This is a genomic window from Micromonospora sp. NPDC049799 (genome assembly GCF_040656655.1).
Taxonomy (GTDB): Bacteria; Actinomycetota; Actinomycetes; order Mycobacteriales; family Micromonosporaceae; genus Micromonospora.
In genome coordinates this window covers 1-20,485 of sequence record NZ_JBFAMU010000002.1, presented here as the reverse complement: position 1 = coordinate 20,485, position 20,485 = coordinate 1, and the positions used below count along the sequence as shown (strand labels likewise).

Below are 20,485 nucleotides of genomic sequence, written 5' to 3'. Positions count from 1 at the left end.
GCCGCCGTCAACAGGTCGGACCTCGCCGGCAGGTGTCCGCCTCGTCCAGCGGCACCGTGGTGCCACTGCCCGGGCGAGACTCAGGAAGGAAGGATGGACGCGTTGACCGACACGGCCGAGCACTCCCGCGCCGACGTCACCCGCGCCCGGCTGCTCAAGGCGGCCGTCAGCGCGTTCGCCGAGCGAGGCTTCCACGGCACGACGACACGCGACATCGCCGCGGCGGCCGGGCTGAGCCCGGCCGCGCTCTACGTGCACCACAAATCCAAGGAGGAGCTGCTCTACCTGATCTCACGATCAGGACACGACCACGTGCTGCGGCAGGTGCAGGCCGCGATCGCGTCGTCCGACGACCCGACCACGGCGCTACGGCGGGTGGTCCACGACTTCGTCGTCACCCACGCCCGCGACCACACCAGCACGCGCGTCGTGAACTACGAGCTGTCCGCACTCAGCCCCGAGCACCTCGCCGAGATCCGCGAACTCCGCCACCGCATCGAGCAGGCGATCCGCCAGCTCGTCGAGGCGGGCGTCACCGAAGGGGTCTTCGACACCCCCGACCCGCGGATGGCGGCCGCGGCCCTGCTGTCGCTGGGCATCGACCTCGGCCGGTGGTACCGCGATGACGGCGGCTGGAGCCCCGAGCACATCGCCGCCCAGTACGCCGAGATGGCGCTGCGCATCGTCGGCGTTCCCTGATAGACACGTCGGCGCTCGCCGATGTTCCCGCCGAGCCGAGCACGGTGGCTTCAGCCGCGCGGCCGCGGCGCTCGACCTCGCCCAGCCGACGCTGTCGCAGTCGGTGCGCGCACTCGAACGCGAACTGCGTCGCGCTGCCATGATCACCTTGTCCGTAGCGCCCTACCCTGCGCCGAGCGCTGACAGCGGGGTCAGCCCGGCAGCGGCGCACGGGCACGCAGCAGCGCCGCGGCCTGCTCGCACCACGTGCGGTTCTCCTGCTCGAACCGGCGGCCGCGCAGACACGTCAGGTACGGCCCGATCCGGTCGCCTTCGCGCAGGAACGTCTCCTCGTCCAGCTCGCCACGCAACCGCCGGAGCATCCGGTCGAAAATCTCCACCTTCGCCGCGGCCGCGACCGCCCGCTCCTCGAGCTGGGCGATGACCGGGGCCGGGTCCAGCCGGTCGACGGCTTGAACCATGACGAGCAGGTCCTCCCGGATGGACGTCGGCTTCGACGGCGTCGCGGTGAACGCGGCCAGCTCCGCGAGGCCGGCATCGGTGACCGTGAACAGCCGCTTGTTGGGCCGGTCGTGCTGGATGACCTGCCGGCCGGCGATCAGCCCCTCGCGCTCCAGCTTGGCCAGTTCGGCGTAGAGCTGCTGGGGCACCGCGTACCAGAAGTTCGCCAGCGACACGTCGAAGACCTTGGCCAGCTGATACCCGCTGTACTCGCCGTCGAGCAGTGCCGCCAGCACCGCGTGGCGCAGCGCCATCGCCACACCTCCCGCTTCCCTCGTCGCATAGTCAGTGATATGACTACTCCTATCGTTGACTATAGGGGAGGCAGCCGTGACGACCATCGAGCGGTTTCGTGCCGCCGTGGAGGACCGGGACCTGGCCGCGTTCGACGGGCTGTTCAGCCCGAACGTGCGCTTCTACAGCCCGGTGAAGTTCACGCCGTTTCAGGGGGCGCAGGCCGTTCACGGGCTCCTCGGCGTCCTCCTGCGCACCTTCGAGGACTTTCGGTACGTCGGGCAGCTGGCCGGCGAGGCCGAGATCGGCACGGCAGGCCGGCCGGTCGAGTCGCACATCCTCATCTTCCGCGCGACCGTGCGCGGCAAGCAGATCCACGGCCTCGACCTGCTCCAGCTCGGCGACGACGGTCTGATCGAGGAGCTGACGGTCATGGTCCGCCCCCTGTCCGCCGTCACCACGTTGAGCGAGGCGGTCGTCGCCGGCCTTGCCGCCGACGGCATCGCCTCATGATCCTGGAGGACGCGAGATGAAACTCGGATACACCACCGGCTACTGGTCCTCTGGCCCACCCGTCGGCGTCACCGAGGCCATCGCGGAGGCCGACCGGCTTGGCTTCGACTCGGTCTGGGCCGCCGAGGCGTACGGGTCGGACTGCCTGACCCCGCTCGCCTGGTGGGGCGCCAGCACCTCCCGGGTGCGGCTGGGCACCAACATCATGCAGATCTCGGCCCGTACGCCGACCGCGGCCGCGATGGCGGCACTCACCCTCGACCACCTGTCCGGCGGTCGGTTCATCCTCGGGCTCGGGGCCTCCGGCCCGCAGGTCGTGGAGGGATGGTACGGCCAGCCGTACCCGCGGCCGCTGGCCCGCACCCGGGAGTACATCGAAATCGTCCGCGCCGTCCTGGCCCGCACCGGTCCGGTTGAGTACGACGGCGCGTTCTACCAGCTGCCGCAGCGCGGCGGCACCGGCCTGGGCAAGCCGTTGAAGTCCACCGTCCACCCGCTGCGCACCGACATCCCGATCTTCCTCGCCGCCGAAGGGCCGAAGAACGTGGCGCTGGCCGCCGAGATCGCCGACGGCTGGCTGCCGTTGTTCTTCTCCCCCAAGGCGGACGGCTTCTACCGCGCCGCGCTGGCCGAGGGCTTCGCCCGACCGGGCGCCCGCCGGGGCCCGGACGAGTTCGAGATCGCCGCGACCGTGCCGATCGTCGTCGACGACGACGTGGAGCGGGCGGCCGATCGGATCCGGCCGTTCGTCGCGCTGTACGTCGGCGGCATGGGTGCCAAGTCGGCCAACTTCCACCGGGACGTCATCGCCCGCCTCGGCTACGAGCGGGAGTGCGACGTCATCACCGAGGCGTATCTGGCGGGCAACAAGCAGGAGGCGATCGCCGCCGTGCCCACCGCGCTGGTGGAGGACATCGCGCTGATCGGGCCGACCGCAAAGATCAAGGACGAGCTGCAGCGGTGGCGCGAGAGCGTGATCACCACCCTGCTGGTCTCGGGCGGCCCACAGCAGCTGCGCCAGATCGCCGAGCTGGTCGACTGACGACACGCGTCGACCGTGGAAGGCAACTCTCCTGCGCGGAACCCCTCGCCGAGGACCAATCTTCCGAGGTCGTCTTCTCTCTCCATTGCCCGGGCCCACGACGACTATGGTGTGATCATGGCTGGCGACCAGGTTGACGAGGCCGCCTCGGAAGCACTCCGCCTGACGCTGCAGAGTCAGCGCACCGGTGAGGAGTCATTCTTCGACCGCGGCCCGGGCTATGCACGGCTCCCCGGCGACCGCTCGTACGCGGAGGTCGACCGGGTGTGAGGAGATCGGCACGGGACCTGATCGAACTGGTCATCGACCACGGCACGTGGGTGTCGTGGGATGAGACGCTTGCCGATCCGGCCCCGCTCGACGCCGAGTATGCGGCTGCCCTGGCCGCCGCGCGCCGGACTACAGGCGTCGACGAGGCGGTCATCACCGGCGCGGGCCGGCTCGGCGGGCGGCGGGTCGCCGTCATCGCCGGCGAATTCGCATTTCTCGGCGGCTCGATCGGCGTCGCGGCGGCCGAGCGGCTCACCCGGGCCGTCGAGCGGGCGACCGCCGAGCGGATTCCGTTGCTTGCCGCGCCCGCGAGCGGCGGCACCCGTATGCAGGAAGGCTCGATCGCGTTCGTGCAGATGGTGAAGATCAGCCAGGCGATCACCGCGCACAAGGTCGCGGGGCTGCCATACCTCGTATACCTGCGGCACCCGACAACCGGCGGCGTGTACGCGTCGTGGGGGTCCCTCGGGCACCTGACAGTCGCCGAGCCGGGCGCGCTGATCGGCTTCCTCGGGCCGAAGGTGCACGAGGCGCTGACCGGCTCGCCGTTCCCGGCCGGCGTGCAGGTCGCCGAGAACCTCCACAAACACGGTCTGATCGACGCGGTCGTTGCGCCGGAGCAGGTGGCGCCGCTGGCCGAGCGGGCGCTGGCCACTCTCAGCGCGCCGCGCCGCCTCCCCCGTACCCCGATTCCGATGGAAGACCCGCCCGGCGAATGCACCGCCTGGGACGCCGTCCGGCGATCCCGCCGGGCAGACCGTCCCGGAATCCGCCGCCTGCTGAGACACGCCGGCCGGGATGTCGTGCCGTTGCACGGTACGCAGAGCGGGGAAACCGGAGCCGGTGTGATCGTGGCGCTGGCCCGTTTCGGGGAAGCCCCCGCCGTGGTTGTCGGACACGACCGGCGCGACAGCCCGCCTGACCCCGCCGGCCTGCGGGCCGTCCGGCGGGGGTTCAAGCTCGCCGCAGAGTTGGGCCTGCCCGTCGTCACCGTTGTCGACACGCCGGGCGCCGCCCTGTCGCCACAGGCCGAGGAGGGCGGCCTGGCCGGGGAGATCGCCCATTGCCTTGCCGATCTCGTCACCCTGCCGGTGCCGACCCTGTGCGTGTTGTTGGGTCAGGGCAGCGGCGGCGCCGCCTTGGCCCTGCTGCCGGCCGACCGTGTCATCGCCGCAGCGCACGGCTGGCTCTCGCCGCTGCCGCCGGAGGGCGCGTCGACGATCCTCCATCGCACCGTCGAGCGGGCGCCGCAGGTCTCCGCCGCGCAGGGCATCCGCGCGCAGGACCTGTGGGCAAGGGGCATTGTGGACCGGATCGTGGCCGAGCGACCAGACGCCGCCGACGAGCCCGCGGCGTTCCTCGACCGGCTGGGGGCGGTACTGGCGCACGAGCTGGCCACCCTGCTCGACGTCGACCCGGCGGACCGCCTCCAGGCCCGCCGGGTCCGTTACCGTCAACTCTGACCGCAGACTCTCGCCGAATGGAACCCGTTCCTTCAGCTGCCCGTCCGCGGTCACCCGTCGGCCCTGGGGCCGACACTCGCTCGTCCGGCCGGGACAGGTCGACACGGTTTCCTGCCCGCAAACCGATGGCGACCGGGTCCTGGTTCAACCTAGGCCGTACGAGCAGGTCTGCCGCCCCGGCGTCGGTCACCGGACCTGTGCGCGGCGAGGAGAGCCTTCATCGGCCGGGGCCGGTACGCGCAAGCCAGGTGGTGAGCATCCGGCTGGTGTCGTCGCCGAGTGCCCCGCCGCTGTTGCGGCCAACGCGACGAGCTCGCCGTGCTGCGCATGCCGGTCCATCCGCCGGCCGAGGGTGTTGCGCAGGATCGGCCCGCTGATGCGCTTATCAACGGCCCGGTCGATGGCTCGGGCCACAGCCGGTGGCAGCGGGACGAGCGCGAGCTTGCCAAAGAACCGACAGGCGCCGCGACACCGTCGAGGGCTGGCACCGGCGGACGTCCTGCAGCCAGCGCATGTACCGCTCGACGTCGATGCGCGCCATGGCGAGCGGATCAAGAGCTTGGTCGGTGCACCAACGAAGGAAGACTCGCAGGTCGGACTCAGCATGGACGCGAGTCTGCCCACGGTAGCGGCCCAAGAAGGCGGACACCGCGGCACGCAGAACGAGCTGATCAGTCGATACAACGCTGGAAGCGGAAGCAGGAGAGGTTGTCATACATCACCGTGCGTCACCAGCGGTAATGAACGCCAGTCCACCCGGAGCGGCATGACAGCCCATGTGACCTTGGGGCAGCAGTGCCGGGTAGCGCCGCGCCCGGCGGACCGCACGGCACCGCCTCTTCTGGCAGGATCCGTCGGATGCGCAGACTGATGGTGCTCCTTCTCGTGATGGCTGTTGCCGGCTGCGGCGACGGTGACGCGACCGAGACGGGGGCCACCGAACAGTTCAACCAGGGCGGCGTCAGTATGGAGCCGACGGTCAGGGCCGGCGAGGTTGTCACCGCACGGACAGTAACCGGCACGTATGAGGCACGGCGCGGCGATGTCGTCCTGATCCGTTCCCCCGGCGGTCTGTGGGGTGACCGTAAGGCGCCGCTACTCAAACGCGTCGTCGCGGTCGGCGGCGAAACCATCGCCTGCTGCGATACCTCGGGCAAGGTGACGGTCGACGGTAAGCCGCTGGCCGAGCCGTATGTGGCTGAGGACGCGTCGCTCGACGAGCCGCCGAATCCGAACTACTGCGGGCCGCGCCGGTTCGCCGCGGTTACCGTGCCGGCCGACTCCGTCTTCGTGATGGGCGATAACCGCGCCCGGTCGAACGACTCCCGATGTGCCGGGCCGGTGCCGGTGTCGTCGGTCTTCGCCGTAATGGCCGACTGACCAGGGCGCACCTGGCACTCGCCATGGAGTGCCGAGGTGGCCGACGCTAAGTGCTCGGACGGCGGCAGTTGAGTACGTCATCTGCGGATGATCCGCGGAGCGCTGACATCGCGGTTGTCGATGAGGATATCGGCTCGCTGTTGCGGGGAGCAGGCTCTGAAGTAGATGCGCTGGGCCTCCACGTAGCGCCGCATGCTCGGGTGCTCTGGATCGGGGTTCGTGCCGTCACGAGCGGCCATACGCCTGGCCGTTTCATCGAAGGGGACATCCAGGAACACCGACAAGTCCCAGGCCATGACGATCTCGTCCCGATGCAGAAAGAGCCCGTCGACGACGAGCACCGTCCCAGGAAGGGCAGTAAGGGGTTCCGGGTCGAGGATGATGTCGGTCGCGAGGTCATGCGCGGCTGGCCGGTATCGCCGGGAGCCGGCCGGGCCGAACGGATCCAGGACGTCGCTCTGGAATCGCGGGTAGTTGTATGAGTCCTGCCAGAAGCCTTCCGGCGACTCGCGTCCCTGTCGGTACCGGAGCGCTCGGACGTTGTGGAAGTCGTCGAGTGATATCCGCACGACACGGCGGCCGAGAGCGCGCACGGCCGCGGCGAGTTCGTCGGCGAAGGTGCTCTTGCCGGAGCCGTCCGGGCCGTCGACAGCAACGCGGAGACATCGAGGGCCGTCGGGTGCGGGAATGCGCTGTGCGACCTTCCCAATGACGTCACGCCGCTCCGCAGAGGCAATCATCCGGCAAGTCTCCCAACCGGCACGCCGAACAGCCGGCCGGGGCAATGACACATACTCTTCTCGGCTACCGGATACGCCTTGCGGTCGATGCAAGGCTCGCTCGGAGCGGAACGGCACGACGCCCAGTTGCCCGCCCCTGTGGGTATCTTTGACCTCGCCGGCCAACTCGGGGACGCGCCAGTGCCGATCTCATCTCACGGCTGGATGTTCGTCGTGCCCGATCTGATCTGGCGAATAACAAAGCCCCGGCACGAGGGCGGGGCCGCCGATGCAGTAGCCACACATGACGTCGGCCTCATACGATCCGCTCCCCCAGCCAGCTTCCCAGGCCGCTGAGCACTTCGGACGCGGTGACCACTTCGCCAGCCTGCACCCAATCTGCTCCCACTTGCAGGGCACGGTACGGCTCCCGGCGGATGCGGCCACCGCGCCAGCACGGATTTACCGGAGAGTCAGGTGTCGCGGGGGCGCCTCACGTCAGCCGGCGGGATCGAGGAGGACACCGGGGTTGAGGATCCAGGAGGGGTCGAGCGCGCTCTTGGCGGCGCGCATGGCGAGCGCGACCGGGTCGGGACGCTGCCGGTCGTACCACGGTCGGTGGTCGCGGCCGACGGCGTGGTGGTGGGTGATGGTGCCGCCGGCGGCGAGCAACGCGTCGGAGACGGCGTGCTTGATTTGGTCCCACTGGGCGAGCGTGGCGCCCCAGCGGCCGCTGGCGTACATGCCGAAGTAGGGGGCGGGGCCGTCCGGGTAGACGTGGGTGAATCGGCAGGTGACCACACCGGTCGCGCCGACTGTGCGGAGCGCGTCGCCGGCCGCGTCGAGCACGGCGGCGCGCAGGGCGGGGAATCGGTCCCAGGTGCAGGCGGTCTCGAACGTCTCCACGATCATCGACCGGGCGGCGAGGGCGTCGCGCTGGTACGGCATCCGCAGGAACGCCGACCGCCAGGCGTCGGCGGCGGTCCGCTCTCGTGGGCCGGACGAGTTGTCGCCGTGAGCCGCCTCCGGCAGGGTTCCCCCGTGGTCGCGGCACAGCTCGACGGCGCGGTCCAGCCAGGGTGTGACCGGATGGTCGGCGGACTCGAATCCCAGGACCAGCACGCCGCCGGTGGTGGCGACACCGGCGTTGAGGAGCGCCTCGGCGGGGTCGAGCAGCCGGCAGTTGCTCGGGTACAGCGCGGACTGGGCGATGGCCCGGGTGGCGTCGACCGCATCGTCGTAGTCGGTGAAGTGCACCGAGGCGCCCGCCCGCCAGCGTGGCCGGTCCTGCAGTCGCATCCACGCCTCGGTGATGACGCCGAGCACGCCCTCCGAGCCGAGGAACAGCCGGTCCGGTGACGGCCCGGCACCGGAGCCGGGCAGTCGGCGGGACTGGCTTGTGCCCACGGGGGTGATCACCCGCAACGACTCGACCAGGTCGTCGATGTGGGTCAGGACGGTGGCGTAGTGACCGCCGGCACGGGTGGCCAACCAGCCGCCCAGGGTGGAGAACTCGAACGACTGCGGGAAGTGCCGCAGCGTGAGGTCGTGCCGCCGGAGCTGGTCCTCCAGCGCCGGGCCGAACACGCCGGCCTGAATGCGGGCCGCCCGGCTCGTCGGGTCCACCTCCAGTACCCGGTCGAGGCGCCCGAGGTCGAGACTGACCGCCGCAGGATAGGCGTCGTCCAGCCGCGGCTCGACGCCGCCGACCACCGAGGAGCCGCCGCCGTAGGGAATCACCGCGATGTCCCGCCCCGCGCACCAGTCCAGCACGTCGACGACGTCCTGCTCGATCGCCGGCCGGACCACCAGGTCCGGCGGATCATCAAGCTCCCCGTGTAGGTTGCGGACGACGTCCCGAAACGCCTTGCCGTGGGTGTGCGCGGCCCGGTCGGCCGGGTCCGTCGAGCACAGCCGGGAAAGTGACGTCGGCGGATCGATCCGGGAGCGGCGCAGGCCGAGTTCGGCCACCGGTGGCGCGACATGCTCGGTCAGGTCGGCGTCGGGCAGCAGGATACGCACCCGGTCGGCCAACGCCGTGGCCTCCGCACCGGTCACCGCGTCCTCGACGTGCCCCCAGCCCCACCACGAACGGTTCTTCCCGGCCATACGGCCTCCCCGCCGTCCACCAACGCCAGATCGACTCGCCGGTAACGTACTCGACACCCGGCACCCCGTCGATGCCGTCGTCGTAGGCGTGGACTCCCTGCGCCGCGAACCGGTATGGGACGCCTTCGCCGGCCACAACGGACACCGGCACGACGGCTGCGTTCGGCACCCACACGTGCGAACCGCACCTCGGTGGTCGCCCCGCTCCAGGCCGAGGACGTCTGGGGCTTCGCCGCTGCAGGACGCCCTGGTCAGAAGGTTGCCGGTGGGTCCTCTCTCCGCTATCGAGACCAGTACCAGCCGGGCATGGGCCGAACAGCCGATCCGCTCTGTCGTCCGGCGCGCATGCTGTGGGCCGCGCGACCGACCGTCCCGGCCTGAACAGGTGACCGTCACAGATTGACGACTGATATTAGTGTTCCTCGGGTTGTGCCTGGTCCGGACGGTCGTTGGTCCTGTCGGACTGCCCAGTTCCCGCCAGCGAGCGGGAACCGACACTCGACCAAGGAGTTCTATGCGCACGCCCAGGATTGTCGGCGCCGCGGTCGGCGCGTTCGTTCTCTCGTCCCTGGCTCTGGCCGGTCCCGCCCAGGCCGCGCCCGGCGATCCGGTGTGGACGGCCAATGGCGACTCGGCCATCACCGGCCAGCACGCCGTCACGCTGATCGGCGGCAACACCTCCGTGGAGGCCGCGAACCTCGGCGTCGAGGTCGAGGCCGGCACCGAGATCAGCTTCTCCTACGAGCTGTCCGAGGGCGCGGTGTGCAACGGGGGTGCCCCGCGCGTCTTCGTCGTCGTCGACGACGTCAACACCAACTCGTGGGATCAGAACATCGGCGGCGGCACGCAGTGCGGCGCGGACGGCGCGATCACCTTCACCGTCGCGGAAGCCGGCGCCATCGGAGCGGCCGGCGTGGTGTACGACAACGGCACCGCCGGCACAGTGGTCGTGAAGAACCTGAAGATCGACGGCAAGGCCGTCGACTTCCAGGCGGTCGAGCCGGGCGCCGAACCGACGAAGACGCCGACCACCCCGCCGACCAGCCAGCCCGCGGAGCCGCGCGACTGCGAGGCGTACGTCTACACCGGCACTACGCAGGACCTGTGCGCCGACTTCCCCAACCCTCCCGGCACGGTCGACTGCTCTGACGTGAAGTACCGGGTCACGTTGGTGGACGTGAACAACGACCCGTGGGGCCTGGACGGCAACAGGGGCACGCCGGGGATTGGCTGCGAGTCCAACCCCCTCAAGCCGAACACCGCCCCGCCGACCACCAGCCCCGCGCCGAACGCTGGCGGTGGCCTTCCCGTGACCGGTGTCAACACCAGTGCGCTCGGCGCCGTCGGTGTGATCGCGGTGCTGGCTGGCGTGGCACTGGTGGTGGCACGCCGCCGTCGGGTCCGCTTCGACGCCTGACCTTCATCGGAACGCCCCCTCTGCCGTGAGGTGGTGGGGGCGTCCGGGTCGTCGTCGACCTGGATTGCACCGTGGTCCGACCGGATGGTTGGTAGAGCATTCAACGCGCTCGGCTCTCAGCCGACGCGGAGGGACCGGCAACGGGGCTTCCTGAGCCTCAACATGTGCGCAGCGTCAACGGAACGGGCCGCCACAGCGCTGTGGCGGCCCGTTCCGATCGCTCCGCCGGCCTGGCAAGCCGACGGTCGGGGTCAGGATGTCGGAATGGCGTCGGCCGGCGGTGCGACCGGCGGCTCGGGGCACTCCCTGACCTGGTCCTCGCCGTCGTCCGTCATGTAGGTCGGACCGAAGTAGGTCTGCACTCCCTGCTGCGCCCTGGTCAGCCGGACGCCGCTGTAGCCGGCGTGGACGAACTTGCTGTACCGGGGGGTTGGGCCAGGCCCCCGGAAGCCGTCCTTCTGCACCGCCTCGACCAGCTTCTCGCGGGTGAGGTCCGTGCCGGCTGTGAGCAGCGACTGCAGAAAGGTGTACGCCATCGAGTAGCCGTAGATGGCGTTGCCGTCGAGCGGGTTGGCGGCGTTGTACCGCTCGTGGATCTTCCGGAACGCCCGGATCCACGGGTCGTTCGCGTCGCTGGCCATCGGCAGGTAGTTGTCGGCGATCATGCCCTCCAGAATCACCCTCTTGTCGCCGAGCTGCTTCGACAGTGTGGTGTAGTCGGCGCCCACGTTGGACACGATCCACTGGGCCGTGAACCCCTTAGCGGCGGCCTGCCCCCATGGCGAGAGCGGTGAAGCCGGGAATGGTCGCGGAGATGACCACCTGGCAGCCGGCTGCCTTCAGGGCGCGGCCGCGACATGGGGACGCTGCAGTTCAACGGCGTGACCGCCGAACGGGGGGCTTGGCCACCGTGACGATCGCCTACGTCAACGGTGAGGCCCCACGAGTGGGGAAGATCAGCGTGAACGCCAGCCGCCGATCACCCTGACCTTTCCGGGTACGGGCGGCTGGAGCAGCGTCGGCACGATGATCGTGACGATGTCTCTCCGGCCCGGGCCCAACACGCTGAAGATGTTCAACCCGGACCCGGCGGCACCCGATTTCGACAAGATCACAGTCAGCGTCCCTTTGGTCCGCTTAGCTCGTTTCGAGCGCCCTACCCGCGGTAGCTAATGGCGGGTCCGCCGGCAGGACGACCACCAGGTCGCGGAAGTCGCGCGGCGGCGGCGGACCCGCGACCCGGGCTACCGCTCGTCGAGTAGGTCGCGCAGCTCGCGCAACGCTTCGCGGAGCCGATCGGCAAACGTGTACATCATGTCGGCGACCGGGCGTGGGGTGCTGAGATACAGGTTGAACCGGTCCGGCAGGAGCACGTACGCGATCCCGATGCAGCGACTGCTGGTGGCCCCGAACCCGAAGTAGCGGATGCTGGTCGACGGAGCCGAGCTGGTGCTCAGGTAGTCGTCGCGCATCTTGAGCCACCCCGGCGTCTCGTACAGTCGGGACGACTCGGGCACGCCGAGCGCCGCCCCGCGCCGCTTCTGGATCAGCTGCAGCTCCCACAGGTGCTGCTCGGGTGCCGCACCGGCCTGGCACTGCTTCGCCCGTTCGACATGCTTGTCGGCCGCGGCCCGGAACGCCGCCCGCCGCTCATCGCACGACGCGGCGGCGTCGTCCATCGTGGATACGAATCGCAGCACCTCGGGCGTGACGACGCGCATCGCTTCGGTCCGCCCCCGGAGGTACTGGCGGGTGGCGATGGACTCGTACGTGGCGCCGATGAAGCCCTTGGCCCGCTTGTGCGCGAGCTGGTATGCCACCTGCACGAACGCGTCCGGCGACACCCGCAGCCGCTTGACCTCGTCCACCCCGAACTCGTCGAAGGACAGGGTCACGGTGGCGGTGTCCGCACCGTATTGAGCGAACGACCGTGCCGCGGCGGCGATGTCGGTCCGCAGCGCGTCGTCGAGCACGAACGTGACCGGCTCGATCGCCGGCACCCCCTGCGCCACCGCACCCGACTGCGCGGCGTGCTCCTCGGGCGAGGCGGCGAGCATCGTGTCGACGAAGCTGAGGATGGTGGTGCCGTCCAGTCCGCAGTGCTCGACGTTGATGCCGGCCGTGCCGTCGGCGAACACGATGAGCGACACCGCCTTGTCGAACCACCGGTTGCCGCTGTCGCCGTGCAGCAACTGGTCGCAGGCCGCCAGGTCGTCGGCCGGCGTCAGATCCTCCAGGCACACGCAGAACAGCGCCGTCTCGATGGTGTCCAGCGCCGCGGCGTTACCGGGATCCAGTGCCGCCAGCCGGTCCCTGGCCGCCGCCCACTCGGCGCGGGCCATCGTGGTGAGATGACCGGCCGCGGTGGGCGTCGCGGCCCGCGCGGCACCGACCTTCTGCACCTCACGCAGGCCGGCCGCCAGATCGTCGAGGGAGTACGGGCGCCCGTCCGGACCGACCGCGTCCATCCGGAACGCGTTGCCGCGCTGGAACACCACGATGTGCCGCGCCGTCGACGGGCCCGGCATCTCGTCGCTGTACGGCGCTCGGACCGTGTCCTGCACCGGCCCCGGGATGCGGGTGGTCGAGAACAGGAACTTGTTCTGCTCCATCGACAACGGCTGCCCGCGCGTCACGATCGGCGGGATGCGCTCGTCGTCGAGCTGGGTCTTGTAGTTCACAGCGGCTGCGATGAGCCTCGCCGCGCGCTCCACCTGCGGCTCGGCGGACCCGCGCAACGGCGTGTCGCGGAACAGAAAAATGAAGTTGGCGTTCAACGCGATCCGGTCCCGGCGACCGAGATAGCGCGCCGGCCAGAACGTGTCCAGCCAGCTGTGCGTGGCCGGATCCGCGTTGTACCGCACCAGATCGGCGTGCAGCTTCGGCCCCGGACCGTCGGCCCGCCCGAACTCCTGCACTGCGGCCTCGGTGTCGGCGAACTCCTCCTCCGTCAGCAGCGGCGCAGACCACTCGAGGAACCGGGCGCAGGTGTCCTCCAGCGCGGGCAACGGCACCCGCGGCAGCGTGTCCTCATTTTCGAACGTGCTCACTCGGTCTCCTGGAATTCGCTGCTCATCGGGCGGCCTTCTGGGTCAGTGACTGGTCAACGTCAAAGGTCAAGGGGTCTGGAGTGCCGATGGGCCGGGAAACGTAGAGCTGAGCGTACAACCAGCCGTTGGTCTCCAGACCCTCCGAATCAACGCCGGCGGCGGACATCGTCTCCAGCACCTGCCGTTGTTCCCGGTCGGAGGCGAAACGGCGCTGCCGGAACGTCCCGTCCACCAGCACCGTCTCGTAACCGAGGGCCGCGAGGCTGTCGGCGATCGGTTCGAACGGGAACATCCGCAGTGCGAAATGCGCCATCCACGGCAGCCCGTCCCGGCGGGAGTCGACTACGCGCACGAGCGTCCGGCCGGTGACGTAGCCGAGGCATCCGGTGGAGATCACGATATCGGCACCGGCGAACAGGGCCCGCTGCCGCGCCGTGGGATCGCGCGCCTCCAGGTCGGCCTGCACGGCGTCGTCGAGGAACCCGGCCGCCGATGCGTACCCGAGCGCCGGCCGGGACACGTCCAGCCCCACGAACCGAGCCGGGGACCGGTGCGCCCGGACCAGCTCACGATCGCGCTCCAGCAGCGCCTGCCGGGTGCCCTCGGCGCCGGCGTAGCGGTCGTACAGGTCGTTCATGGTGGCGTCGCAGCGCAGCAGCGCCGCGTTGACGCCGTAGGAGCAGCCGATGTCGATGACGGTCGGTACGGCCACCTGCCGCGATTGGCGGTACTGCCCGATGATTTGCTGGAAATAGGGCTTGGCGAGTTGGGGAATGCAATAGTCGAGCTCGCGCAGGGTAGTGAAATAGGCGCGGGGATCGGGTTGCGTGTAGATGCCGTCGAGGGAAACTTTTCCGGTCCGATCGAAACGCACGGGGGCGGCTCCTCGCGATTACTAATCCAGCAACTGGTCGACTCGCACGGCATTGCGCTCGGCGTGGCGGTGCGCGGGCAGGACCCGGCCGAACAGCTGCCGCGTACGGGCGACGCTGCCCATCACGCCGGGGCGTTCGGAGTAGGCGAAGATCGCTGAGTGCCGGGCGGTGGCGCCGCGCACCGCACTCACCCGGTGCAGCGCGTACCGGCCCTTGAACAGCTGGAGGTCACCGGGGCGCAGGGTCAGGGCCCGCACCGGCGAGCGGTCGGCGCCGGTGAGCACCGAACGGACGGCGCCGAAGTTCTCCGCGCCCGCCGAACGGATGTTCGGGCAGTACTCGAAGACGCCGCCCTCCTCCGGCTCCTGGGTCAGCATGCTGACGGTGAACTCGTTGGTGTCGAAGTGCCACGGGTGCTCCATGCCGGGCTGCACGACGTTGAGCACCAGGCCGGACAGCGGGTCGGCGAGCTCGTGCAGCTCCGGGAGTTCGAAGCAGGCGGCGACGAAGCGCACGAACGACGGGTCGGTGTAGAGCCGGTGGATGACACTGTCGGTGGGGATCCGGTCGCGCGGGACGAACGCGTTGCCGCGCTGCATGACGATGCGGCCCGGGTGCTCGGCCGCCAGGTTGTCGTCGAACGCGATGTTGTAGACGTTGGTCTCCTCAACGTCGTAGTACGCCAGCGGGGCGACCCCGGCGCCTTCCCGCCGCAGCGCCTCCCAGCTGCTCGGCAGAATGAACCCCGGCAGCACGCTGCACCCGAGTTCGCTCAGTTCGGTGCGCGTTCGGGAAACGATGCGTTCCCATGCGTCGCTTCCCAGGTCGGCCAGTGGATAGCGCGCGGTGTCCACGATATGCATTTGGACAAACCCCTTCTTCAAGGGTGGCGGCATGAAGAAATGCGGAATCCTAACAAGATTCACCGGCGTCTAGCCCCATGTTGGTTACATTGTTCACAGCACCGCGGCCGGAGCGCGGTCCGCTGGACCAGCCCAACTACTGGTAGTCCGCCCGAGTTGCCGCCCCGGGACTGGGCGACGGTCATGGCGCGTCCGGTCGTACGGGCGAGGCGCTACGGGCGGCGTCCGAACAGGCCCGGAACCTCGTGCTGAGCACCCGTCTCCCCGGCCCGGGTCAGCTCACGGCGCAGGAACGAGGCGGGGACCGGTGAGCGGCACGCGCCGGCCGCGGATCTCCAGCTCACAGCCGCCGGCGGCCAGCACGTTTCTCGCCCAGTCGGTTACCCCGTAGGTCAGGGCGGCGACGTAACCGTCGGACGTCCGGAAGATGTTGATCGGCGTGCGGTACTCGCGACCGGATCGGCGGCCGCGATGGATGATGACGCCGAAGCCGGGCAGCCGAGATGGCCATGGTGTTACCCAAGCGGTTGGCGCGGTTCAACTCATGTTCCCTGAAGGGCGATCGAAGCGTCGGCCGACACGTCGATCGCTGCATTGGTCTTGCTACCGGCCGACCGGTTGCTCAGCTGTTCTGTGGGAAGCCGAGGTTCACGCCGCCGTGGGACGGATCGAGCCACCTGCTGGTGACCACCTTGGTCCTGGTGAAGAAGTGCACACCGTGCGGCCCGTACGCGTGCGAGTCACCGAACAGTGAGTCCTTCCATCCCCCGAACGAGTAGTACGAGACCGGGACCGGGATCGCCACGTTGACGCCGACCATGCCGACCTCGATTTCATTCTGGTACCGCCGCGCGGCGCCGCCGTCGTTGGTGAAGATGGCGGTGCCGTTCCCGTACGGGTTGGCGTTCACCACGTCGACCGCCGCGTCGTAGCCGGGCACCCGGACCACCGAGAGCACCGGACCGAAGATCTCGTCGGTGTAGATGGACATGTCCACGTCGACGTGGTCGAAGAGGGTCGGCCCCAGCCAGAAGCCGGCGTCGTCACCGTCGATCGAATGACCGCGTCCGTCGACCACCAGCTTCGCGCCCGCGGACCGGCCGGCGTCCAGATATGACCGCACCCTGTCGCGGTGCGCCCCGGTGACCAACGGTCCCATCTCGCAGCCCGGGCGGCGACCGTCGCCGACATGCAGTTCGGCGATCCGCTCGCTGATCTTGCCAACCAGCTCGTCACCGACCGGATCCACCGCCACGACGACGGAGATCGCCATGCAGCGCTCACCGGCCGAGCCGAAACCGGCCGAGACGGCGGCGTCCGCGGCGAGGTCGAGGTCGGCGTCGGGCAGCACGACCATGTGGTTCTTCGCGCCGCCGAGCGCCTGCACCCGCTTGCCGTTACGCGTTCCGGTCTCGTAGACGTACCGGGCGATCGGCGTCGACCCAACGAACGAGACCGCCTTGACCTCCGGATGCTCGAGGATCCGATCGACCGCCTCCTTGTCGCCGTGCACGACGTTGAACACGCCATCCGGTAGCCCGGCCTCGGCGAAGAGCTCCGCCAGGAAGTTCGCCGCGGAGGGGTCCTTCTCGCTTGGCTTCAGCACCACGGTGTTGCCGCAGGCGATGGCGTTGGGCACGAACCACAGCGGCACCATCGCCGGGAAGTTGAACGGGGAGATCACCCCGACCACGCCGAGCGGCTGCTGGATCGAGTACACGTCCACCTTGGTCGAGGCGTTCTCGCTGAACCCGCCCTTGAGCAACTGCGGGATGCCGCAGGCGAACTCCACGGCCTCCAGCGCACGCTGTATCTCGCCCGCCGCGTCGGAGAGCACCTTGCCGTGCTCGGCGGTGACAATCTCGGCGAGGTCGGACTTCCGGGCGTTGAGCAGTTCGCGGAACGAGAACATCACGTTCGCGCGTTGGGCGAGGGAGGCGTTGCGCCACCGGGCGAAGGCCTCGCGGGCGGCGTCGACCGCCTCGTCGACGTCCGCGGCGCTGGCGAAGTCGACCCGTCCGCGGACCTGACCGGTTGCCGGGTCGTACACCTCACCCGCGCGCTGTGCGACACCGGTCCAGGCCTTGCCGCCGATCCAGTGCGTGATCCTCATGCCGACACCGCCTCAATTGCCTCGGTGAGGATGCCCAGCGCCTCGTCGGCCTCGTCCTCGGTGAGCGTCATCGGCGGCGCGAGCCGGATCACGTTGCCGTACAGGCCGCCCTTGCCGACCAGCAGTCCGCGACTGCGCGCTTCCTCCAACAGGGCGGTTGCGGCCGCGGGGTCGGGTTCGCCGGCCGGGCCGACGAGCTCGAGGGCGAGCATCAGACCCTTGCCGCGTACGTCGCCGATCACCGGATGCGTCGCGGCGACCGAGCGAAGGCCATGGATCAGGCGGTTTCCCAGCTTTGCGGCGTTCGCCTGCAGGTCGTGGTCGAGGAGGTAGTTGAGGGTGGCAAGGGCCCCCGCGGTGGAGATCGGGTTGCCACCGAAGGTGGAGATCGAGTTGGCCTGCAGGCAGTCCATGAGTTCCGCGCGCGCGACGACCCCGCCGATCGCCAGACCGTTGCCGAGTCCCTTGGCGAAGGTCATCACGTCCGGCACGACGTCGTGTGCCTGGATGCCCCAGAAGTGCTCACCGGTGCGGCCCCAACCGGTCTGGACCTCGTCGGAGACGAGCAGGATGCCGTACTCGTCGAGCACCTTCTTGAACTCGCGGAACAGGCCGTCGGGCGGGGAGGCGAAGCCGCCCACGCCCTGGATCGGCTCGACGATCATGCACGCCACGTCGCCAGCGGTCGCGGTCTCGATCACCTCGCGCAGGTCGGCGACGCACGCCTTGACGTAATCGGCGTCCGACAGGTCCTTGAAGGGGCTGCGGTACCGGTAGCCACCGTGCACCCAGCTCACCTTGATCGGGCTGAGCTCACTGGCCGACCAGCCGCGGATGCCGGTGATCGCGACCGTGGCGAACGCGCGCCCGTGGTACGAGTTGCGCAGCGCGAGCACCTGCCCGCTGCGCCGGTACTGCGTGGCGAGCATCAACGCGGTCTCGTTGGCCTCGGTACCCGAGTTGGTGAAGAACACCTTCGCGTCCGGGATCCCGGAGAGGTCCGCGGTCTTCTCGGCGAGCTCGACCTGCGACTCGATCAGGTACAGCGTGGAGGAGTGCAGCACGCCGGTGTCGATCTGCGCGCGGACCGCGTCGCTGATCTCGGCCACGTCGTAGCCGACCGAGTTGGTGAGAATGCCGCCGAAGAAGTCGAGGTACGCGCGGCCCTCGCGATCGGTCACCCGGCGACCGTGCGCGCTGGCGATCTCGATCGGCTCCTCGTAGTAGAGGGCCAGCCACTTCGGCAGCACGGACCGGTGTCGATGCAGCAACTCCCGATGCGCCATCCCGTCCTCCGTATCTCGTGACTGAGCCGAGTGTCCCGAGACTTCGGTGTTCGCCGCCACCGACAACCTGTACGGGTCGCCATCGCTGGCACTACGTTGTGTGCATCCCCCGCACGGGAGGCCGCATGTACCCCACGGTCGCCGAAGCCATAGCACTGCCCGTGATCCGGCGCGCCAGGCCCCGCGTCGTCGCCGGATCCGCCGGCTTGCCGGGGCCTGTCCGCTGGGTCCATGCGGCGGAGGTCGCCGACATCGCTCATCTGCTGCGCGGCGGCGAACTCGTGCTGACCACCGGCATCGCGCTGCCGGACGAGGAAACGGCGCTGACGACGTACGTGGACGACCTGGCCGCGGTCGGCGCGGCGGGGCTCGTGGTGGAGCTGGTCCGGCGCTGGAGCGACCACCTGCCGGAGGCGCTGGTGGCGGCTGCGGAACGACACCGGCTGCCATTGATCACGCTGGCGCGGGAGACCCAGTTCGTGTCCGTCACGGAGGCGGTCGTGGCGTTGATCGTGGACGCGCAGCTCGCCGAGCTGCGGGCGGCTGAGCAGGTGCACGAGACGTTCACCGCGCTCACGGTGGCCGGGGCGGAGCCGGCCGAGGTGTTGCGCGAGGTCGCGAGGATCTCCGGGCTGCCGGTCGTCCTGGAGACGCTGGGGCACGACGTGCTCGCGTACGACGCGGCCGGGCAGGACCCGATCGAGCTGCTGACCGACTGGGGGCAGCGATCCCGGTCCGTGGCGGTCTCCCAACGGACCGCCTACGACGAGGAAGCCGGCTGGCTGATCACCGCCGTCGGCGCCCAGGGCGCCGACTGGGGACGACTGGTGCTGCTCTCGCCGGCCTCTCCCCCGCACCGGCACGTGGTGGTCGCGGAGCGAGCCGCGTCGGCACTGGCGGTGCACCGGCTCGTGGCGCGGGATCGGGAGAGCCTGGAGCGGCAGACGCACCGGATGTTGCTCGCGCAACTGCTCGGCCAGGCCCTGCCGCCTCCTGATCTGACCACCCGGGCGGCCGCGTTGGGCGTTGCGCTGGAGCGGCGGAAAATGGTCGGCGTGGCGATCCGGCCGGGCAGCATCACGCCGCGCGCCCCCGCACTGGCCACGCAGGAGGTGTTGCGGGACCTCGCGGAGGCCACCGCACTGGCCGCGCGGCGGGTGAGCGTGCCGGCGTTGGTGGGCGTCGTGGACGACACCAGCGTGCGCGCGTTGTTGTCGTTGCCGGCGCAGGCGGATGTCGACGCGATCCTGCGGCGGTTGGCCAGAGAAGTCCACCGCTCGACGGCCAGTGCGGTGGTGGTGGCCGTAGGGACGACGGTGTCGCACGTGTCGGACGTGCGGCGCAGTCTGGGGGAGGCTGCGCACGTCGCCGGTGCCGCCCTGCGCTCCCCCGGCACTCAGCTCTACCACCGCTTGGATGACGTGCGACTGCGCGGCCTGCTACACCTGCTGCGCGAGGACGAGCGGGTCCGGGCGTTCGCCGACCGGGAGCTCGGGCCCCTTTTGGTCCGCGATGACAGTCAGGGCAGCCGGCTGGTGGAGCTGCTTCGCTGCTTCTGCGAGCAGGGCGGGAACAAGTCGGCGGCGGCCACCGTGGCGCACCTGTCACGGACGGCCTACTACCAGCAGCTGTCGCGGATCGCGCAGGTGCTCGGGGTGTCGCTGGAGGACCCGGAGTCGATGTTGTCGTTGTACGTGGCGCTGCTGGTGCACGAACTCGACGAGGCGTGACGGGTCAAGGGTCCGGCAGGAGACCCGAATCCAGCCACCGCGGCGATTGACGGCTCCGTGCGGGCATGCCCGTGGACAGAGTGTGCCCCGATCATGGCAAGCGTGGACACTTTGCCGCTGCCCGTGGCGGGTCCGGGACACCCACCATTCCGAGATAAAGATCGTGCTGATCCGCCCCCACCCGCAGCACGCGCCGGTTGGCCGGCCGCTGTTGCGGCAGC

General features: G+C 69.8%; 17 protein-coding genes and 1 pseudogene. 9 read left to right on the top strand and 9 right to left on the bottom strand.

Annotated elements, in window-relative coordinates; all coding sequences use genetic code 11:
* Positions 1-93 precede the first annotated feature (93 nt).
* Together AB0I76_RS00460 and AB0I76_RS00455 are read left to right on the top strand one after the other, a co-directional pair.
* Entirely contained in the window at positions 94-699 is a 606-nt protein-coding gene (locus AB0I76_RS00460) for a TetR/AcrR family transcriptional regulator (RefSeq protein WP_357027668.1), read from the top strand.
* Positions 623-817 (top strand): annotated as a pseudogene (locus AB0I76_RS00455) (LysR family transcriptional regulator); the annotation flags it as partial. The gene AB0I76_RS00460 and the pseudogene AB0I76_RS00455, both read left to right, overlap by 77 nt.
* A gap of 73 nt (positions 818-890) precedes the next feature.
* Here AB0I76_RS00455 and AB0I76_RS00450 read toward each other — a convergent pair.
* The gene (locus AB0I76_RS00450) at positions 891-1,454 is read right to left on the bottom strand and encodes a PadR family transcriptional regulator (RefSeq protein ID WP_357027666.1); all 564 of its coding nucleotides are present in this window, start codon (positions 1,452-1,454) and stop codon (positions 891-893) included.
* Positions 1,455-1,530: 76 nt separating this feature from the next.
* Between AB0I76_RS00450 and AB0I76_RS00445 the strand changes: the two genes are divergently transcribed.
* The 5 genes from AB0I76_RS00445 to lepB all read left to right on the top strand — a co-directional run bounded on the left by AB0I76_RS00445 (position 1,531) and on the right by lepB (position 6,102).
* Positions 1,531-1,947, top strand: coding sequence for a nuclear transport factor 2 family protein (locus AB0I76_RS00445; protein WP_357027663.1), 417 nt, complete (start codon positions 1,531-1,533; stop codon positions 1,945-1,947).
* Positions 1,948-1,963: 16 nt separating this feature from the next.
* Positions 1,964-2,989, top strand: a complete 1,026-nt coding sequence (locus tag AB0I76_RS00440; protein ID WP_357027660.1) for an LLM class F420-dependent oxidoreductase — start codon at positions 1,964-1,966, stop codon at positions 2,987-2,989.
* A 117-nt stretch (positions 2,990-3,106) separates the two neighbouring features.
* Positions 3,107-3,259 carry a hypothetical protein gene (locus AB0I76_RS00435; protein ID WP_357027657.1) on the top strand — a complete coding sequence of 51 codons (153 nt, stop codon included), beginning with the start codon at positions 3,107-3,109 and terminating at the stop codon, positions 3,257-3,259.
* Positions 3,256-4,722, top strand: a complete 1,467-nt coding sequence (locus tag AB0I76_RS00430) for a carboxyl transferase domain-containing protein (RefSeq protein ID WP_357027654.1) — start codon at positions 3,256-3,258, stop codon at positions 4,720-4,722. Before AB0I76_RS00435 ends, AB0I76_RS00430 begins: the two co-directional genes overlap by 4 nt.
* An 858-nt stretch (positions 4,723-5,580) precedes the next feature.
* Positions 5,581-6,102 (top strand): signal peptidase I, encoded by a 522-nt coding sequence (lepB, locus tag AB0I76_RS00425; protein WP_357027652.1) that lies wholly within the window; start codon positions 5,581-5,583, stop codon positions 6,100-6,102.
* A gap of 77 nt (positions 6,103-6,179) precedes the next feature.
* Here the strand turns inward: lepB and AB0I76_RS00420 are convergent, their stop codons facing one another.
* Together AB0I76_RS00420 and AB0I76_RS00415 are read right to left on the bottom strand one after the other, a co-directional pair.
* The gene (locus tag AB0I76_RS00420) at positions 6,180-6,842 is read right to left on the bottom strand and encodes an AAA family ATPase (RefSeq protein WP_357027650.1); all 663 of its coding nucleotides are present in this window, start codon (positions 6,840-6,842) and stop codon (positions 6,180-6,182) included.
* A gap of 477 nt (positions 6,843-7,319) precedes the next feature.
* Positions 7,320-8,930, bottom strand: a complete 1,611-nt coding sequence (locus AB0I76_RS00415) for an FAD-binding oxidoreductase (RefSeq protein ID WP_357027647.1) — start codon at positions 8,928-8,930, stop codon at positions 7,320-7,322.
* A 514-nt stretch (positions 8,931-9,444) separates the two neighbouring features.
* Here AB0I76_RS00415 and AB0I76_RS00410 point away from each other — a divergent pair.
* Entirely contained in the window at positions 9,445-10,347 is a 903-nt protein-coding gene (locus AB0I76_RS00410; protein WP_357027644.1) for an LPXTG cell wall anchor domain-containing protein, read from the top strand.
* Between the two features lie 251 nt (positions 10,348-10,598).
* Here AB0I76_RS00410 and AB0I76_RS00405 read toward each other — a convergent pair whose 3' ends face one another.
* The 6 genes from AB0I76_RS00405 to AB0I76_RS00380 all read right to left on the bottom strand — a co-directional run bounded on the left by AB0I76_RS00405 (position 10,599) and on the right by AB0I76_RS00380 (position 18,534).
* On the bottom strand, positions 10,599-11,075 hold the full coding sequence (locus tag AB0I76_RS00405) for a hypothetical protein (RefSeq protein ID WP_357027641.1): 477 nt from the start codon (positions 11,073-11,075) through the stop codon (positions 10,599-10,601).
* Between the two features lie 516 nt (positions 11,076-11,591).
* On the bottom strand, positions 11,592-13,397 hold the full coding sequence (locus tag AB0I76_RS00400; protein WP_357027638.1) for a choline/carnitine O-acyltransferase: 1,806 nt from the start codon (positions 13,395-13,397) through the stop codon (positions 11,592-11,594).
* Positions 13,398-13,419: 22 nt separating this feature from the next.
* Positions 13,420-14,271, bottom strand: coding sequence for a hypothetical protein (locus AB0I76_RS00395; protein WP_357027635.1), 852 nt, complete (start codon positions 14,269-14,271; stop codon positions 13,420-13,422).
* A gap of 21 nt (positions 14,272-14,292) precedes the next feature.
* Complete coding sequence (locus tag AB0I76_RS00390) at positions 14,293-15,135, bottom strand: arpA protein (protein ID WP_357027632.1); 843 nt, start codon at positions 15,133-15,135, stop codon at positions 14,293-14,295.
* Positions 15,136-15,757: 622 nt separating this feature from the next.
* Positions 15,758-17,248, bottom strand: coding sequence for a CoA-acylating methylmalonate-semialdehyde dehydrogenase (locus AB0I76_RS00385; RefSeq protein WP_357027629.1), 1,491 nt, complete (start codon positions 17,246-17,248; stop codon positions 15,758-15,760).
* Positions 17,245-18,534, bottom strand: coding sequence for an aspartate aminotransferase family protein (locus tag AB0I76_RS00380; protein ID WP_357027626.1), 1,290 nt, complete (start codon positions 18,532-18,534; stop codon positions 17,245-17,247). The genes AB0I76_RS00385 and AB0I76_RS00380 overlap by 4 nt, the downstream gene beginning before the upstream one ends.
* 125 nt (positions 18,535-18,659) lie before the next feature.
* Between AB0I76_RS00380 and AB0I76_RS00375 the strand changes: the two genes are divergently transcribed.
* Entirely contained in the window at positions 18,660-20,264 is a 1,605-nt protein-coding gene (locus AB0I76_RS00375; RefSeq protein WP_357027623.1) for a PucR family transcriptional regulator, read from the top strand.
* Positions 20,265-20,485: the final 221 nt, after the last annotated feature.

Excerpts from the sequence above, each read along its gene's own strand:
- lepB (WP_357027652.1), top strand. The coding sequence starts at position 5,581 with ATGCGCAGACTGATGGTGCTCCTTCTCGTGATGGCTGTTGCCGGCTGC.
- AB0I76_RS00410 (WP_357027644.1), top strand. The coding sequence starts at position 9,445 with ATGCGCACGCCCAGGATTGTCGGCGCCGCGGTCGGCGCGTTCGTTCTC.
- AB0I76_RS00450 (WP_357027666.1), bottom strand. The coding sequence starts at position 1,454 with ATGGCGCTGCGCCACGCGGTGCTGGCGGCACTGCTCGACGGCGAGTAC.
- AB0I76_RS00435 (WP_357027657.1), top strand. The coding sequence starts at position 3,107 with ATGGCTGGCGACCAGGTTGACGAGGCCGCCTCGGAAGCACTCCGCCTG.
- AB0I76_RS00390 (WP_357027632.1), bottom strand. The coding sequence starts at position 15,135 with ATGCATATCGTGGACACCGCGCGCTATCCACTGGCCGACCTGGGAAGC.
- AB0I76_RS00380 (WP_357027626.1), bottom strand. The coding sequence starts at position 18,534 with ATGGCGCATCGGGAGTTGCTGCATCGACACCGGTCCGTGCTGCCGAAG.
- AB0I76_RS00440 (WP_357027660.1), top strand. The coding sequence starts at position 1,964 with ATGAAACTCGGATACACCACCGGCTACTGGTCCTCTGGCCCACCCGTC.
- AB0I76_RS00420 (WP_357027650.1), bottom strand. The coding sequence starts at position 6,842 with ATGATTGCCTCTGCGGAGCGGCGTGACGTCATTGGGAAGGTCGCACAG.
- AB0I76_RS00460 (WP_357027668.1), top strand. The coding sequence starts at position 94 with ATGGACGCGTTGACCGACACGGCCGAGCACTCCCGCGCCGACGTCACC.
- AB0I76_RS00375 (WP_357027623.1), top strand. The coding sequence starts at position 18,660 with ATGTACCCCACGGTCGCCGAAGCCATAGCACTGCCCGTGATCCGGCGC.
- AB0I76_RS00415 (WP_357027647.1), bottom strand. The coding sequence starts at position 8,930 with ATGGCCGGGAAGAACCGTTCGTGGTGGGGCTGGGGGCACGTCGAGGAC.
- AB0I76_RS00385 (WP_357027629.1), bottom strand. The coding sequence starts at position 17,248 with ATGAGGATCACGCACTGGATCGGCGGCAAGGCCTGGACCGGTGTCGCA.